Source organism: Pseudoxanthomonas sp. G3 (assembly GCF_057654715.1).
This window is the reverse complement of the sequence record NZ_CM172805.1, coordinates 3,938,819-3,956,141: the sequence shown is the minus strand read 5'-3', so window position 1 is coordinate 3,956,141 and position 17,323 is coordinate 3,938,819. Positions and strand designations below refer to the sequence as shown.

Below are 17,323 nucleotides of genomic sequence, written 5' to 3'. Positions count from 1 at the left end.
GGGGCGTGTCATGAAGAAGCGTATGAAGATGAAACTGCTGGACTACACCCTGATCAGCCTGCTGGCGGGCGCGGCGCCGATGGCCGGCGCCCAGACGGCGACGGCGCCTTCGCAGGCGCAGCAGGACCGCGCCGACGGCACGGCTGCGCCGGTCGATTGCGATGGCGAGCGCTGCACCGGCGAAGAAGGCCTCTTGTTCCGCCTGCGCACGCGCAGCTACGACAAGCCGGTGACGAAGGGGACGAGCCAAGCCTCCTCCTCCGAGGCCCTGCAGCCCGACCGCCGGGTGACCGTGGCGATGGAGCAGCCCGGCAAGGCGACGGCGATGGGCAAGTTCTCCATCGACCTGCCGGGCGGTGGCGTGATCTGGGCGACCGAAGACCCCACGCTGGGCCAGCCGGAACTGTCCGTGTCCGCGCCTTCCATCGTGGCCTTCGACGGCGCCCGTATCACCACGCCGGTACAGTTCTACGTGCGTGGCAACTACCCCGCGTTCATCGACCGGATGGAGATCACGTTGTATCGCAGCAGCGATGGCGACCTGATCGAGCCTATCGCCTCCCTGCCGCTCGACGTGGCGGCCGTGTCGAACACGACGTGGGACGGCGCACTGCCCGATCGCTATCGCTTCCGCAAGGGCGACGAACTCGTGTACGTCCTGCGCGCCTACGGCAAGGATGGCGCCTTCGACGAAACGCATCCACGCACGCTCCAGCTGGTATCGCCGGAGGACGTCGAGCGTGGCATGAACCAGTTGCGTACATCGGTCGAACGCACCTTGGGTACGGCACTGACCGCTGAGCAGGCGCAGACCCAGAGCCTGGTGGAAAACGCGTTTGCCGCGAACGGGCTGCGTCAGCAGAACATTCCCATGTACGGCTCGCGTATCCGCATCCAGGGCCGCAACATCCCGCCATCGGCATCGCTGACCATCAACGGCGAGACGTACCCGGTGGATCAGGAGCGCAAATTCGCCGCCGAGTTCCTGGTGCCGGTCGGCCGTCACCAGTTCCAGCTGGGCCTGGGCGGTCTGGCGGGTGGCGAAGCGACGGCGTCGCACACGCTGGATGTCGACGTCACCGGGCGCTATTTCTTCGGCGTGGGCCTGGCCGACGTGACGATTGCCCAGAACAAGACCAGCGGGGCCGGCGCGCCGTTCGCGAACGACGCCCGCTATCAGGATGACGTGATCAGTGACGGCCGTCTGGCGTTCTATGGGAAGGCCAAGCTGCGGGGCAAGTACCTGCTGACCGCGCAAGCCGACACGACCGAGCGCGACCTGGACCGCCTCTTCAATGGTTTCACCCAGGCCGACCCGCAAGACGTGTTCCGTCGCCTGGATCCGGACCTCTACTACCCGGTCTACGGCGACGATTCCACGACGTACCGCGACGTGGACACGATGGGGCGGTTCTACCTGCGCGTGGATTGGGACAAGAACCAGGCGCTGTGGGGCAACTACAGCACCGGAATCACGGGCACCGAATACGCCCAGTACCAGCGCTCGCTGTACGGCGCCGCGCTCAACTGGCGTTCGCTGGCCACCAACCGCTGGGGCGACCCGGGGACCGAACTGCGCATGTTCGGCTCGCAGGCCGAAACGGCGCCGGGCCACAACGAGTTCATCGGCACCGGCGGCAGCTTGTACTACCTGCGCCATACCGACCTGCTGCCCGGCTCCGACGTCGTCACCCTGGAGATCCGCGATCTGACCACGGGGCGCGCCGAGAACAGGATCGTCCTGCAGCGCGGCGCCGACTACGAGATCGACGAACTGCAGGGCCGCATCCTGCTGACGCGGCCGCTGGCGCAGATTACCCGAGAGAACATCCCCACCCTCACGCGCGATGCGCCCCTGGACGGCTTCGAACAGCGCCTGCTGGTGGATTACGAGTGGGTGCCGTCGGGCTTCGATGCCGACGATGTCAGCGCCGGCTTCCGTGGCAAGCACTGGTTCGGCAACCACGTTGGCGTGGGGGCGACCTATGTGCAGGAGAACCGCGCCGGGCAGGACTACACGCTGGCCGCGGGCGATGTCACGCTGCAGGCGGGCAAGGGCACTTACCTGAAGGCCGAGTATGCGCAGACCGAGTCGTTCGGGGCGCCCGTGTTCTTCTCCGACAATGGCGGTCTGAGCTTCGTCCAGCAGAACGACACCACCCTGCGCCGCGAGGGCGAAGCCAAAGCGCTGGAAGCGCGCGCCAACCTGAAGGAGCTCGGCTGGACGTCGCAGGACTGGAGCATGGGTGCGTGGTGGCGCAACGCCAGTGCAGGCTATTCGATCTCGCGCTACGACACGGGCCGCGAGGTCACCGAGTACGGTGCCGAAGTGCAGGGACAGTTCACCTCCGCCCTGGGCGTGTACGCGCGCTACAGCCGCGCAGAGAGCGGTGCGGAATCGCTGACGCAGACCCAGGCGACGCTGGAGTGGCGCCTCGACGACGCCCGTACGTTCAGCGCCGAAGTGCGCCGGGTCGATACGGAGGGCACATCCTCCGACGCCACCGGCACCCTGGGCGCGATGAAGTACCTGCAGCGCTTCGGCAGCACGCTGGAGCTGTACGGACTGGCACAGGTCACGCTGGACGATGATGGCGGCCAGTACGCCGACAACGACGCGTTCACCCTAGGCGGCAAGTACCTGTATGGCGATAACTCGTCCGTCGGTGCCGAGGTCACCACCGGCGATCGTGGTGAAGCGGCGACGGTGAACGCAGAACATCGCCTGACCCCGGAGCACTCGGTGTACGGCGCCTACACGTACTCCACCGACACCACGGCTTACGATTCGCTGTTCACGCGCAACGCGCAGAACGGCTGGACACTGGGCCAGCGCTGGCGCTTGTCCAACCAGGTCAATCTCTACAACGAAAGCCAGTTCCTGAAGGAACCGAACCAATCGGGCCTGGCGCACACCTTCGGCCTGGATTTCTACCCAGCGCAGGGATGGAACGTGGGCTTCACGCTCTCCGATGGCGAGCTGACCAATACGGACGGGGGCAATGTCGACCGCCGTGCCATCAGCGTGTCCGGTGGTCGCACCTCGCCCGACACCGACTGGCAGAGCAAGCTGGAATGGCGCGAAGACCGCGGCGCCGAGCAGCGCGAGCAGTGGGTCAGCACTAATCGCCTTACGCACAAGATCAATGAGAGCTGGCGCATCGCGGCTCGGCTGAACTACGCCGATACCGAAGACGAGCTCAACCCATTGGCCAGCGCGAAGTTCATCGAAGGCAATGTCGGCTTCGCCTACCGCCCCTGGAACAACCAGCGATGGGGCCTGTTCGGCCGTTACACCTATCTGTACGACCTGGCGACGTTGGGGCAGTTAGGGGGCGCGGATTACGACCAGAAGTCGCAGATCCTCTCGTTTGAAGGCGTCTACAAACTCGACCAGCACTGGGAATTTGCCGGCAAGCTGGCCAGGCGCGAGGGCGAGGTCCGCATGGGCCGCGGCACGGGTGCGTGGCTGGATTCGGCCACCACGTTCGGTGCGGTCCAGGTACGTTACGACTTGCGCACGCAGTGGCATGCATTGGCCGAGTACCGGTGGCTCGATGTCAGGGATGGCGGCACTAAGCAAGGCGTACTGCTTGGTCTCGACCGCGACCTCAACAAAAACTTCCGCATCGGCGTGGGCTACAACTTCACCGATTTCAGCGACGACCTGACCGATTTCGATTACGACCATCGCGGCTGGTTCCTGAACATCGTTGGCACTTACTGACGCTAGCGTCGCTGGCGTCGCGCCTGCGGCAGACGCACGACGATTCTGCCGGCGTGGGGATACTCACGCCGGCCTTGCATTGGCGTCGACGCAAAGAGCGCAGCAGCACGCTGCGGAATGTGGAACTCATCCACGGGCAGATCCGGGATGTGTGTGATGCCTACAGACGGTACGGACGTCGTTTGATGGTGGGTCCCGCGCCGTAGCGCCACCGTCGGTAATTTTCATTACTAACGTACCGCCTGACCTGGCGCCAAACGTACGCGCGCCCCTCGGTCCTCTTCTTTCTCCCGATTCGCGAAGCCCCCGCGCCGCACGAAAACCACTATCCCTGAGGCGGAACGGGCGAGCAGGCCTGAGCGTTCGCTGACAGATCTTCCATGTCCTGCATACGGTGCAGTACGCGAACAAGCACAGGAATGTGACGACCATGGCTTAAACGGGCGGTCGTCCAAAACCGGGATAAGGGTTCGAGATGAAATATCAGGGTTGGGCAGAGCGGCTGCGTTCCACGCTGGCGCGGCTTTCCACGCGGTGGAAGCGCGGCACGCAGCGCACGACATTGTCGGCGACACGCACCGTCAGTTCGATAATCGCCGTTACCAAGTTTTGCGAATCCGTGCGCGGCGCTGAGCGCTCGCTAGACTTGCGTTGTCCGTCACGCGAGGGAGGGGACTCCCGTATGTGCATGGTCCCTAACGGAGCTTCGAGCAAGGCGCCGGCCGTGCAGCGGACCCGCGTGCAACAGGCCTCCTGGCATTTCTGTGCCCGATTCCTCGATGCTACGAGCAGGCGAACTGCAAGCCGGCATCTCTCGCTGTGGCGTTTAGCGCCGTCATCGGTATCGAAGGTCGCTGCACTAGCGCTGGCGTTCGCGGCTACCCCGTTCGCCTTTGCGCAGACCTATGTAACCCCCACTTCACCTTTCACGGGTACGCCAGGTGCGACGGGAAACGCCATCTTCACTTTCCCCGGGCAAGGCATTACCGCGACCGTCAGCGTGAACAGCGCCGGCGTGAACCGCTATTCGATCCGCAATACCGCAACGACCGGAGATGGAGCGCTCGGTACACAGACGCTGAGTACGATCGGAGCTGTCACTAATGCCATGCTGACCAGCGCGACCACGACGACGCCTGCGGTCTATCTTGATATTGGCGGCTTCGGGTGTGCCGTGACACTCGGCGTGGAGCAGACGTGTACGGACCGCGGCACGATAACCATTACGTTCTCGCAGCCAGTCAGCAACCCCAGGCTCCATTTCACCGGGCTCGGCACGACCGGGACGGCCGCGCTCGGGCGATTCCACGCCTATTTCCAGCTGACGGGGAGTTCGCCCAGCGGTGCAACCCTTTCAGCGTTGTCCGGCAACAGCATTTTCTCGACTTCCGGCACTACGATCACTAACAGTCAAACCATCACCTCCGTAAGTTCTCTTTGCAACTCGACGCCACAGCAGGCGGCCTGTGGTTCGGTCCAGGTCAATGGCACCAACATCACCAGCCTGACCTTCTCAGCCAATCTGCGTTACCGCCTCACCGCCGGCGGATGGCCGAACAACAACGCCACGTCAGAACTGGACGGACACATGCTGGGCATTTCGCTGGCCCAGTTCGCAGACCTCGCGATCACCAAGACGAACGGGCAGACAAACTACGCTCCTGGCCAAGCGATGACCTACACAATGGTCGTCTCGAATGCCGGCCCCAACTCCGCCAATGGCGCAGTGTTCACCGACGCCAACGTCGCGAACTTCAACGAGGCGACGGTGACGTGCGCGGCGGCTACAGGCGGTGCCGCATGTCCCTTGGCCGCCAACACCACCGTCGCCTTGATGCAAGGAGCCGGCATCGTTATTCCGACTTTGCCTAGTGGCGGAAGCCTCACGTTCACGGTGACCGGAACGGTGGCTGCGGCAGCGAGCGGAAACCTGACCAATACGGCCAGCATCGCCGCCCCGGTGGGCGTCACCGAGTCGAACACGGCCAACAATAGCGCTACCGACACTGATCTCCTGCAGCCAAGCTTCGGTACCTGCGACGCCCGGATGTACCTTGATCAAGTCAGTACGGCGCAGAATCCCAACGTCGCCACGCTGTTGCAGGTCGGGTACGCCAGCACGCCTTTCACCTATACCGCCCTCGGGTCCGGACTGGCACGCAATGCGCTCGGTTACAGCTCCCAGGACAACTACATCTATGGCATCGAGTGGGATGGGGCGCTGGGGAACGAACTGATTCGCGTAGGCAGCGATGGCAGCAGCGTCAATCTCGGTGTCGTGTCAGGCCTGCCATCCGCCAGCTACGCAGCGGGCGTCATCGGTTCGACCGGCGACTATTACGTCACGGCTGGGGGGACCGCGCTCTATAGGATCAACATCGCGACGCGGACAGCCAGTCTTGTCACCATGAGCCAGTCGATCAACGTGTTCGACCTGGTCTGGTACAACGGTCTGCTCTACGCCATCAACAGCAATACCGGACAGCTGATCAGCATCAACCCCGCCACCGGCGCGGTGACCGCGATCGGATCTTCGGCTCCGGTAACCACATCGATCGCGATGTGGGGCTTCAACAACGCGATACTGGCCTACTACCGCTCGAGCGATAACACCATCAGCGGCATCTATGCAGTCGATCCTGCGTCAGGCGTCGCCACGCTCCTAAGCAACGCCCCGTTGACGAACAACGCGGACGGTGCCAATTGCCCAACCGCCAGTATCCAGTTCAATGCCGACTTGGCCGTCACGAAAACCAATACCCCGACGTCAGGTCCCAACGATCTATCAAATGACACGTATGCGCCAGGCGAGGTTCGTACCTACACGATCGTAGTGAGCAACAACAGCACGTCTTTCGGCGCCCAGAACGTCACGGTAAGCGATCCGGTGCCTGCCGGAGTCGACCCCTCGACAGTCAGCTGGACGTGTACTTCCACCTCGGGTGGCGCGCGTTGCGGGGCTGCCAGCGGAAGCGGTGCGCTCAACGACGTGGGTCTGGATCTTCCCGCCACTATCAATGGCGGTCAGGCTTCGTCGGTGACTTATCTGGTCACGATGACGGTGCCGGCGGGCTTCGCTGGCGATCTTAGTAATACGGTGACGATCACACCGCCCAGCACCATCAACGATGGCAATACCGCTAACAACACGGCCACCGATACGGATGCGTCAGCGCCGCTGCTGACGATCCGCAAGATCAGTATCGGTGGGGTCGACAGTTTCGGGTTCACCGGCACCAACGGTGTGGCCACGCAGACCTTGGTGACCGCCACCGCTGGTGCGCCCATCAGCGGCGCTACCCAGGCACTGACGACCGCGGCGACCGCGACCACGATCACCGAGAGCACGACGCCCGCGACGTACCGTGTCACGGATATCACCTGCACAGGTCTTGGTACGGGCGGTACGGCAACACCCGACCTCGCGAACCGCGTCGTATCGTTGGACGCAGCCGCCACCGCCGCTGGCGCCAACATCGTGTGCACGTTCACCAATACACTGCAGCAGGCGGACATACAGGTGGTGAAGACGGCCGCGCCGAGTCCGGTGGTGTCAGGCGATGTGGTGACGTACACGCTGGTGGTCAGCAACAACGGTCCGAACGCGGTGACGAACGCGCTGTTGAGCGATGTGCCTTCCGCCGGCCAAACCTGCACGACGCCCAGCACGACCGCCCCCTGTACGGCGACCGGCGGGGCGAGCTGTCCATCGCCGACGGTGCCGGTGAGCAGCCTGTTGGGCGCTGGCATCACCATTCCTACCTTGCCCGTCGGCGGGCAGGTGACGGTCACGCTCCAATGCACGGTCAACGCAAGCGGGCAATAGCGCTTGCGAGAGGTTGACGCACTTGCCCGCGCCATACGCGGGCAAGTGGCCAGCGAGCACGGTGACGCAAGGTCATCGTGGGGGCTCATTGATTCGTCTCACACTCATGTCCCATTTGAGACGTGCGTCACGAACTTTAGCGGGTGATGCAGCGGAGCTCGCCTTGATGTGACCCGAAGCGGGTGACCAGGCGACAGCTGTTTCCAACAAGAGCGTCGTGCACGGCATGACGCTTGACCATCATCCGAATCAGAGGTCTTGAAGTGATGCAGTCTCGAATTTTCAAGTGTGGTGTCCTGGCCATCGCGATCGCCATGGCGTCCACGGCCATCGATGCGCGTGCAGAAGCGCAGTGCCAATTCACCCAGGGCTATTGGCAGAACCGCGCGCAGAACGCCAACGATCCGTCGACCGAGGTCTGGTTGTTGATACGGGACGACGTGTTCTACTCCTCCGGACTGAGCTATCGGCAGGTGCTGATGGTGCCGTCCCAGGGCAACGCGTATTGGATCCTCGCGCACCAGCTGGTCGCCGCCGAGGCCAATTACATGCTCGGCGCGCAGGCGCCCACCCTGGTTTCCGATGCCTTGGCCAGGGCCAGCCAGCTGATGAGCCAGTACACCCCGCCGCAGATCGCGGCCATGCCGAAAGGCAGCGAGCTGCGACAGGAGCTGATCGCGCTCTCGCGCGTCCTCGACGACTGGAACAACGCCCTGATCGGTACCGGAGAGTGCATCGACGAAGATGCGGGCGGCAACGGCTGACGCGGCTTCGACGCGGTCGCGGGTGCTGCCGAACACAGCGCGCTAGCAGGCGCATCCGCCCACGTGACGGATGCGCGATCAATCCCGTGCGGGTAGATAACCGGCATCCACCGGAAGGAAGAGATGGGGGTTCGAGTGAGCAAGCGACTTCAGGCCGGGTGGGTGGCCGCCATCGTGCTGTGGGCGTCGACCACCGCCGTGCCGGCGCTGGGGCAGACGGTCGCGTTCGATCATGGCGCGTCGGCAACGGCGATCGGGTCCGGTTCCACGGGCACGCCCTCGCTCAGCTTCAACGTCGCCGCCGGGCAGAACCGCGTCGTGCTCGTCACGGCGACGTTCGAGCGGGACCATTGCACCACCGACACGACCGAAACGCAGTCGACCTGCACCGACGAAACCGCGGCGAACAGCAATTTTGCATCGCCGATCTTCGTCGCCAACAACGGGGCGAACGTCCAGATCCAGCTCACTGCGACCGGGCCGGGTGGGTCGATCACAGGGTCGAACCCTCTTGCGCCGCCGACGGGTGACCTGCGGTTCGGCAACGTCTATTCGCTCACCACGGGATCGGCTACCGCAGGACGCACGACGTATTCGCAGGAGATGTACTTCTTCGCCCTGTACGAGTCGCAGCTGCGCACCCTGTTGGGCGGCGCGGCCAGCGGCACGATCACCCTCAGTCTTCCGGACACCCAGGCGCCGCATCGCGCAGGCGACGAAGCCATGCTCTCCGCCCTGCAGTTCAATCATGTCAACCAGCTGACGACAGGCGCAGCGGGGACAGGCATCGTCCGTTCCGGCATCGAAACCTCGCGCACGAACTGCGCCACCGGCCTGACTTTCACGCCGGGGGTCAATGCGCCTGGCAACTGGTCGCTATGCCTCAACGGTTACGATGCCGGACAGGCGCCCACCAGCGCCGGCGATGGCGTCCTGCTGGTCGGTTTCAACGGGTATGCGCGTACCGGTCCTCTGGATTTCGCCACGGTGACCGGGTTCACCGAGGTGCTGAACCCTTTCGTCACCAACACCGACCCTAGCACGGCGGGGACGGCGGGCGCGCACTTCCTGGCAGGCACGGAGTCTGACGGCTTCAGCACTTCATTCCAGTTCGCCAACGGAACCCCGGCCGCGAACATCACGATGCAGTCCCAGAATGGCTCGCTTACTTCCGCCCAGTCCACCGCGGGCGGCATGGCGGCGAAGTTCACGCTGACGCGTGCGTCGGTCGATCTTTCGATCACCAAGACCAACACACCGGGCATCAACGGCAACGCGGACCAGTTGAACGACACCGTCGTCCCGGGGGGTAGCACCACGTACACCCTGGTGATCGCCAATGCCTCCATCAACTATGTCGATGCGGCCACGCTAATCGATCCGGCGACTGCCGGCCTGGTCAAGACGGGTGTCGCATGCACCGCCGCCACCGGGGGCGCCCTCTGCCCGTCCGCGAGCAGTGTGACGGTCAGCGCCCTGGAGGGCGGGTCGGGTATTGCCATTCCGACGCTGCCGCCGAACAGCACCGTGACCTTTACCGTGACCGCAACCGTGGCGGCGGGTGTTTCGCCCGTCGTCAACACGGCGGCCATCCAGGTGCCCACGGGCTATGTCGATGCGACCCCCGCCAACAATACGGCGACGGACAGCGATGGTGCGTTGACGCGGCTGACGCTGCGCAAGACCAGCCTCGGTGGCGTGAACAGCTTCGGCTTCACCGGTACGAACGGCGTAGTGGCCCAGACGCTCACCACGGCCGCGCCGGGTACCCCCGTGGCGGGCGCGCCCCAGACGCTGACCACGTCGGGCGCGGCCACCACCATTACCGAGAGCACGATGCCCGTGACCTACCGCGTCACCGACATCACCTGCACGGGGATGGGCGCGGGTGGGACGGCGGTGCCGGATCTGGCCAATCGCACGGTCTCGTTGAACGCCGCCGCGACGGCCGCCGGCAGCGACATCGTCTGTACCTTCACCAATACGCTTCAGCAGGCGGACATCCAGGTGGTGAAGACCGCCAATCCGGGCACGGTGATCAGTGGCGGTGTGGTGACCTACACATTGACGGTGACCAACAACGGCCCCGCGTCCGCGAGCAATGTGCTGCTGACCGATGCGGCGGGCACGGGACAGACTTGTACAGCACCGAGTACGACGGCCACCTGCACAGCCACAGGCGGCGCGACCTGCCCATCGCCGACAGTCCCGGTGAGCAGCCTGCTGGGCAGCGGCATCACGATTCCCGACCTGCCGGTGGGCGGCCGGGTCGATGTCACGATGCAATGCGCGGTGACCGCGACCGGTCAGTAGCGTCAGCGGGAAGGCGCGTCCGTTGCGCCTGTACGCGCTGGTGTCTCAGCGCGCTCGCGCGCGGAAGGCCTCACTATCAGCGCGTGTCGGATCTGGCGCGTGATGGGGTGGTCCGCGCCCAGATGGCGACGGGCTTCCACCAGCGCATCCTGTAGCAGCCGCTCCGCGGCGGTGTCGTCGGCAGGCAGGTTGTCCGCGGGCGCGCGGGCCCGGAGTCGAAGCGCCTCGGCGAGGGCCAGGCGAGCCGTAGGCGAAGGCCATCGTCGCTGCTGCGCCGTCTGCACGACCTCCTGCAGCAGTCCGATCGCCTCGCCGGTCTGCGGGGGCGAGGCTCCCAGCAGTTCGTCCGCCAGGATTTCCTTGGCCGCGAGGGTCGCTTCGTGGCGGGGGCCCAGCGTGTTCTCGAACAAGGTGGTGGCTTCGCGGGCACGCGTGATGCGCTGGACGACGTCCCTCGTCACCGGCGCGCGGGCCTCCAGCAATCGCTGACGGGCATATTCCGGGTGCCGCATACCGAAGCTGGCCAGGATGGCGTCGTGCGCCTGCTGCAACGCGCCGGCGTCCACCGACGCGGGCGCAGCCGTGAGTGCGATCTCCAGTTTCAGCCGAAGGCTGCGCGCCGTGTCCGGATGCGTCGCGCCCAAGCGTTGGCGACGCGACGCCAGCAGGGCATCTGCGATGCGCAGCGCTTCCTGGGGATGTCCTTCACGCACCAGCAGCGTTGCGAGCGCCTCACGGGCGCCGTCCGCGAGAGTGGGCAAATCGGCGCCCGCCAGGGCGATCGCGGCGCGCAGATCGCGTTCGGCATCGTCGAGATCCAGCAACTGCGCATGCCATTGCCCACGCAAGGTCAGCAGATCGATGCGGGTCGTGCGCGCGAGCGCTGCGGGCAGGCCGCTCGCGGTCTTGTCCGCGAACGCGAGGGCCTCGAAGGCCGCCGCATGATCCGAAAGTCCCCAGTGCGCACGCGCGAGTTCGGTCAACAGGCTGAGCGACGTCGGGTCGGCCTTGTGCCGTGACGCGGTGATCTGCTGCAGGCCTGCGAGCGCGACTTCCCGCGCTTCGGCATGCCGTGCCTGCAGATTGAGCAGTGTGGCAAGCGTGGCCTGGGTGTCGGGGCGCTGGGTGGGCTCGTCGGCGAGCAAGGTGTTCGCCTCGTCCGCCAGCTTCAGTGCATGCGGGTAGTCGCCGAGGACCGAATAGCTGCGGGCCAGCGAGACCAGCGCGCGTGCCTTGAGGGCGGGACTGGACTGCAGCGGCAGGCGCCGCAGGTGGACTTCGGTCTGTTCGAGCAGTTGGCGCGACGAAGGCCGGGTCTCCGCCAGTCCCGACAGGGTGGCGGCGCCGAGGGTGTCTTCGAACAGCGTGGAGACCGCTTGCATGTCGCGATCTTCCTGCTGGTCGCGCAGGTGATACCAGGCAAGCGCGCCCGCCGCGACCAGCACGACCGACAGCGTGCCGGCGGCGAGCGCGCTGGCGACGGCATGCCGCTGGACGAAGCGGCGCGCCGTGTACAGCCGACCACCCTTGCGCGCGGCGACGGGCTTCCGCGCGAGCCAGTGCTGCAGGTCCGCGATCAACGCGCCGATGCTTGGGTAGCGGTCCCCGGGGGGCATCGCGACGCATTTCAGCGCGATGGCATCCAGATCGCCCCGCAGCTGCTTGCGTAGCTGGGCGTTGTCGCGGCATCGACGATGGGAGGCCACGCCGGCCCAGGCGGCGTCGGCCAGCGACGAGGGCGGTTGCGCCGGCATCGTCGGCAGGCCGGTGAAACTGGCATGCAGGGGCAGCAGCGGTCGCGGCCAGTTCGCCACCAGGAGCTGGTACATCATCACGCCGAGCGCATGGATATCGCTGGCGACCGAGGAGGCTTCGCCCGCCAGGATTTCAGGCGCGACATAGCCGTTGGACACCGCGATCCGCGGCGACGCAGCGCCATCGGCGCCATCGATGACGGCGGAGAGGCCGAAATCGACGAGATACACGCGGCCATCCTGCGCGACCAACACGTTGCCCGGCTTGATGTCCTGGTGCAGCACGCCACGGCTGTGCGCGTAGTGCAGGGCATCGCAAGCCTGCAGCAGCAGGCGCACGCGTTCGGCAAGGGTCAGCGCCTGCCGGTCGGCCCACAGATCAATCGACGTGCCCTGAACAAGCTGCATCGCGAACCAGGGGTGGCCGTCGGCGTCGACACCGCCATCGAGCAGCGGTGCGATGTGCGGATGGTCCAGCTGCGCGAGATGGTTGCGTTCGCGCATGAACGCATCGATGAGCGTCGGCGAGGAGAGTTCGCTGCGGATGCACTTGAGCGCCACCCGCTTCTCGTACTGGCCATCGGCACGGCTCGCCTCGTACACCGTCCCCATTCCGCCGGCTCCGAGCAGGCGCTCGATGCGCCAAGGTCCTAGCTGATCGCCCACGCGACTGGCGGCGTCGTCGTCGGACGCCGGCACGTCGTCTTCGCCCGTGGTGCCAGGCAAGCCCAGCAGGTCGTCGAAATCCATCCCTTCCAAGGGATGATCCGCGGCGTCCGCCGCCAGCCAGCGCACCAGCACGCCGTGGAGGGGCGGATTCTCGGTCGCCAGGCGAGCCAGCGCGACGGCGCGGCGCGACGGCGGCAGATCGACGTAATCGTCGAACAGGGCGAGCGCGCGGGCCTCTAAGTCGGACATCGGCGAGGATCAGGCGGGGGAAGGGGAAGTCGTGCGCGCTCCGACGCACGAGGATTCCCCGGGCGCCGCGTCGGCAGGCACAGGAAAGGATCGGGGCTGGGAAGCGTGAGCGGACATGCGGCCCATGGCGCGAGCGTACGCGCTTGGCGAAGGGCAGGCATGTCCCGAGAAAGATGGCGCGCCCGGAGGGATTCGAACCCCCGACCAATGGCTTCGGAAGCCACTACTCTATCCGGCTGAGCTACGGGCGCACGGGACGGGCATTCTAGCCGCAAACCGGCGGCAGTGGCCCACATCGCGGCGTCGCTGTGTCGTCCGCCGGGGCCGCGGGTGGGCCTGATACCCTTTCCGCATGGGATACGAACGTTTCGAGAGCGCCGAGGTGCCGCGTTGGCGCGAGCGGCTGGGGCAGTACTGGAAGCTGGTGCGGGGCGACCGTCCGATCGGCGTGCTGCTCTTGCTGTGGCCGACGTGGTGGGCGCTCTGGCTGGCCGCCGGTGGCGTGCCGCCGTGGTGGACGCTATTTGTCTTCACCGCCGGCGTCTGGCTCACGCGGTCCGCAGGCTGCGTGATCAACGATTACGCGGACCGCTGGCTGGACCCGCAGGTGGAGCGCACGCGCGACCGGCCGCTGGCCACCGGCGCGGTGAGCGGGCGCGAGGCGCTGGCCGTGTTCGCGGTGCTGATGCTGGTCGCCTTCGGCCTGGTGCTGACATTGAACCGGCTGACGGTGGGCTTGAGCGTGGTCGGGCTGTTCCTGGCCGGGAGCTACCCCTACCTCAAGCGCTACACCTACCTGCCGCAGGTCTACCTCGGCCTCGCCTTCGGCTGGGGTATCCCCATGGCGTTCGCCGCGCTCCAGGGCGAGGTGCCGCCCGTGGCGTGGGTGCTGTACGGCGCGAACATCCTGTGGGCCACCGCGTACGACACCTGGTACGCGATGGTGGACCGCGAGGACGACATCCGCGCCGGGTCGAAGTCGACGGCGATCCTGTTCGGCGACCTCGACCTCGTCATCCAGGGCGTTCTCTACACACTGGTGCTGGTGGCGCTGGGACTGGTGGGGCGGCAGGCCGGGCTGGGCATGTACTACGGGGCCGCACTGGGTCTGTCGGCGCTGCTGATCGTCTGGCAGTTCAAGCTCGCCTGGCGACGCGACCGCGCCGGCTGCTTCAAGGCGTTCGTGCATAACAACTGGGTGGGCGGGGTGGTATTCGCCGGGCTCTGGATCGACCTGGCGCGCTAAGCGCGTTCACGGCACGCGTGCGATCACCCATGCATCGATCCGCTTGACGCCGGCGGCACGCAGGGTGCGGGCTGCGGCATGCAGCGTGGCGCCCGTGGTCATCACATCGTCCAGCAGCGCGACATGCGCGGGCAGCGACTCGGTACCGGCGATACCGAATGCGCGGGCGACGTTGCGCTTCCGGGCGTCCGCATGCAGTTCCGACTGCGCCGCCGTCGCGCGGTGGCGTACCAGGCGATCCGCACACAGCGGAAGCGCCAACGCCCGGGCCAGCGGACGCGCCAGCTCCAGCGCCTGGTCGTATCCCCGTTCGCGCAACCGGCTCGCATGCAGGGGGATCGGGATCAGGGCGTCCGGCCGCGGGGCCTTGCCCAGCGGTCCCGCCGACAGCTCCGCCAGCAACCGGCCCGCCGCCAGGTCCTGATGGAACTTGAACCGCGGCACCAGCCGATCAACGGGAAAGCCATAGACGAAGACCGCAGTGGTGGCTGCGACCGGAGGCGGGTCTGTCAGGCAGGCGCCGCATTCGTCCGGCGCGGGCAAAGGGAGCCCACAGTGGTGGCAGGCGGACGTATTCCAAGGCAACGATTCGGTGCAGTAGCGGCATAGATCGCTGCCGTATGAGCCATTTTCGCGACAGATCATGCAGCGCGGATGTAGAGGGGGCTAATAGGTGAGACCTTTCCCCTTTGATAATCAGCCACTTAGGTGGAATCGCTGCGCTTCGTGCGAGATCGAAAATGGGCCGAAAGGCGAGACTTTTCGGGAATTGGTCCAGCGAAAGGCGAGATTTTTCCCAATCCCCTTTGCGCCGCCCGCCTATTCGTCTCGCTTAGCGCGCCACCCAAGCTTAAAGCGGGGCACTTCCTCTACTGCGAGTAGAAGCTCGACTTCGTCCCGCCCAGCTAGGTGGCGAATGGCGGCACGGATCACCTCACTCCTATTGAGGAGCGCGCCCTGTAGCCATATCAGCTCCGTCTCACTAATGGTGATTGCGAGCACTACTAAAGGAATGGAGTGGGTGGGCGTCATGCCCAGGCTGCTATCAGGTATGCGATTCCAGAGTCTTCAGTTGGCGAACTGAAGGCCTGATCTCGCGCCGCGAGCAGGCCCGCTTTCCTTCAGAGCTGACTAAGCAGGGACGACATAGAACATCCGCGCTCTAGAAGGGAGACTCCAAAAGGATTCGTAAACGCATATACAAAAGGATAGGCACCGCACCGCGCTTTCTTTCTACTCGCTGTCCAAGGCAAATGCGCGCGCTTCAACGAGTCAAGGAAGCTACACGTGCTTATGTAAGCGCATTTCCTAATAGAGATTGTTGACCATTGATCGCTGGTCGTGTATTCGAAGCAGTAGCCGCAAGGACGGAAGTGCGGCACCAAAATTGTAACGCCCAACGGGGATGGCAATGGATCTTGTCAATGGGTTTACTGAAAGGCAGCTCGGCACGTGTCTGAGTCCTAGGTTCCAGGAACTGATCCTGCTACCTACAGAAAAATGCAACTTCAGATGCACCTACTGCTACGAGGACTTCGCCATAGGGAAGATGCCCGAGCACGTTCAGGTGGGCATCGAAAGGTTGCTGATCAAGCGTGCTTCAGAGCTCGAGCACCTAACGCTTACCTGGTTCGGGGGCGAGCCACTGCTGGCAAAATCGGTTGTACTCAGACTGTCGCGTATGGCCTACGAGCTTAGCGAGAGGTTTGGTTTTGGCTTGTCTGGCGGAATCACTACTAATGGATACCTTCTTGAGCAGAACCTCGCGGTTGAGCTAATCAACCTCAAGCAGGACTTTTTTCAGATCTCCTTAGATGGATACGCGCAAGTCCATGACACTACTAGACGCCGCGCAGATGGTAGAGGGACCTTCGATGTCATTTGGGGGAATCTTGAGTCGCTAAAGAAGCTTGAGTCAGAGTTTGATTGCTTGCTCCGACTGCATTTGACCCCAGAGAACTTCGACTCAATGAAAGAGCTATGCAGCCACATCAGGAGAAGCTTTGGAAGTGATGATCGCTTTCGCATCAACTTTCAAGAGATCAAGAATCTGGGTGGCGCTGGCGGGAAATCCGTGAGCCCCGTTGGACAAGGAACATTCCTGGAGCGGATAGCAATACTCAGCCGGATCCTCAATGGTGACGCCGACATTGCGCCTATAAGGCAAAGCCAATCCGTACAGTCAGAATCGTCCGGCGGGCGTCGCGCAGAAGACCTGATACTCGATGAGCCCTACATCTGCTACGCGGCGAAGCCAAACTCACTCCTCATAAGGGCCGATGGAAGAATAGGGAAGTGTACCGTCGCGCTAAACGACCCTAGGAATGATGTTGGTGTGCTCAATGTCGACGGAAGCATTGATGTGAGCATGAATCGCATCAGGCCATGGGCACGCGGCTTTGAAAGTCTCGAGCCCGACGAGATGTCGTGCCCTCTTGATGGTCTGCCAAAAGAATTGGCTCCAATGTTTGGCTCGGTGCCAATGCCCCGCAACAGCAAGGAAATCGCCGCGGTACTCACTACATAGGAGCATCCTGTGACACACAAGTACATGGACATGTTGGGCGTCGAACTAGATGGGTCCGGTCGCGTAGTTCTTAGCGACGAACAGCTAAAAAGCTTAGAATCTCAAGGCAGTAAGCCCGTTATCGGAAAGGGGACCAACTCCGAGGATTGCTCGGGCACAAGTAACGAGACTTGCCGAAACACTACAAATTGCAAGGACTCGACCAATGATACCTGCGTCAATGGCAGCTACATCTATAGCTGCAAGGA

General features: G+C 64.4%; 9 protein-coding genes and 1 tRNA gene. 6 read left to right on the top strand and 4 right to left on the bottom strand.

The genetic code is table 11. The features are described from left to right. Window positions 1-10 precede the first annotated feature (10 nt). A complete protein-coding gene (locus AC23D6_RS18980; RefSeq protein WP_487750752.1) occupies window positions 11-3,727 on the top strand; it encodes a TonB-dependent receptor in 3,717 nt (1,238 codons plus the stop codon). Window positions 3,728-4,210: 483 nt separating this feature from the next. Here AC23D6_RS18980 and AC23D6_RS18975 read toward each other — a convergent pair whose 3' ends face one another. Beyond that, the gene (locus AC23D6_RS18975) at window positions 4,211-4,333 is read right to left on the bottom strand and encodes a hypothetical protein (protein WP_487750751.1); all 123 of its coding nucleotides are present in this window, start codon (window positions 4,331-4,333) and stop codon (window positions 4,211-4,213) included. A 118-nt stretch (window positions 4,334-4,451) separates the two neighbouring features. Between AC23D6_RS18975 and AC23D6_RS18970 the strand changes: the two genes are divergently transcribed. From AC23D6_RS18970 to AC23D6_RS18960, 3 genes are all read left to right on the top strand, one after another. Further along, entirely contained in the window at window positions 4,452-7,553 is a 3,102-nt protein-coding gene (locus AC23D6_RS18970) for a beta strand repeat-containing protein (RefSeq protein WP_487750750.1), read from the top strand. A 266-nt stretch (window positions 7,554-7,819) separates the two neighbouring features. Next, entirely contained in the window at window positions 7,820-8,317 is a 498-nt protein-coding gene (locus tag AC23D6_RS18965; protein ID WP_487750749.1) for a hypothetical protein, read from the top strand. 135 nt (window positions 8,318-8,452) lie between these two features. Continuing rightward, a complete protein-coding gene (locus AC23D6_RS18960; protein ID WP_487750748.1) occupies window positions 8,453-10,630 on the top strand; it encodes a beta strand repeat-containing protein in 2,178 nt (725 codons plus the stop codon). Window positions 10,631-10,632: 2 nt separating this feature from the next. On the opposite strand, the gene AC23D6_RS18955 is transcribed toward AC23D6_RS18960, so the two are convergent. Together AC23D6_RS18955 and AC23D6_RS18950 are read right to left on the bottom strand one after the other, a co-directional pair. Beyond that, window positions 10,633-13,302 carry a serine/threonine-protein kinase gene (locus AC23D6_RS18955; RefSeq protein WP_487750747.1) on the bottom strand — a complete coding sequence of 890 codons (2,670 nt, stop codon included), beginning with the start codon at window positions 13,300-13,302 and terminating at the stop codon, window positions 10,633-10,635. A gap of 174 nt (window positions 13,303-13,476) precedes the next feature. After that, a tRNA-Arg gene (locus AC23D6_RS18950) sits at window positions 13,477-13,553 on the bottom strand. Between the two features lie 101 nt (window positions 13,554-13,654). Between AC23D6_RS18950 and ubiA the strand changes: the two genes are divergently transcribed. Then, window positions 13,655-14,548 carry a 4-hydroxybenzoate octaprenyltransferase gene (ubiA, locus tag AC23D6_RS18945; protein WP_487750746.1) on the top strand — a complete coding sequence of 298 codons (894 nt, stop codon included), beginning with the start codon at window positions 13,655-13,657 and terminating at the stop codon, window positions 14,546-14,548. 6 nt (window positions 14,549-14,554) lie between these two features. On the opposite strand, the gene AC23D6_RS18940 is transcribed toward ubiA, so the two are convergent. Then, on the bottom strand, window positions 14,555-15,193 hold the full coding sequence (locus AC23D6_RS18940) for a ComFC family protein (protein WP_487750745.1): 639 nt from the start codon (window positions 15,191-15,193) through the stop codon (window positions 14,555-14,557). Between the two features lie 766 nt (window positions 15,194-15,959). On the opposite strand from AC23D6_RS18940, the gene AC23D6_RS18935 reads away from it, so the two are divergent. Beyond that, a complete protein-coding gene (locus tag AC23D6_RS18935; RefSeq protein WP_487750744.1) occupies window positions 15,960-17,075 on the top strand; it encodes a radical SAM protein in 1,116 nt (371 codons plus the stop codon). The last annotated feature ends 248 nt before the right edge of the window (window positions 17,076-17,323 follow it).

Excerpts from the sequence above, each read along its gene's own strand:
- AC23D6_RS18965 (WP_487750749.1), top strand. The coding sequence starts at position 7,820 with ATGCAGTCTCGAATTTTCAAGTGTGGTGTCCTGGCCATCGCGATCGCC.
- AC23D6_RS18980 (WP_487750752.1), top strand. The coding sequence starts at position 11 with ATGAAGAAGCGTATGAAGATGAAACTGCTGGACTACACCCTGATCAGC.
- AC23D6_RS18955 (WP_487750747.1), bottom strand. The coding sequence starts at position 13,302 with ATGTCCGACTTAGAGGCCCGCGCGCTCGCCCTGTTCGACGATTACGTC.
- ubiA (WP_487750746.1), top strand. The coding sequence starts at position 13,655 with ATGGGATACGAACGTTTCGAGAGCGCCGAGGTGCCGCGTTGGCGCGAG.
- AC23D6_RS18940 (WP_487750745.1), bottom strand. The coding sequence starts at position 15,193 with ATGATCTGTCGCGAAAATGGCTCATACGGCAGCGATCTATGCCGCTAC.
- AC23D6_RS18935 (WP_487750744.1), top strand. The coding sequence starts at position 15,960 with ATGGATCTTGTCAATGGGTTTACTGAAAGGCAGCTCGGCACGTGTCTG.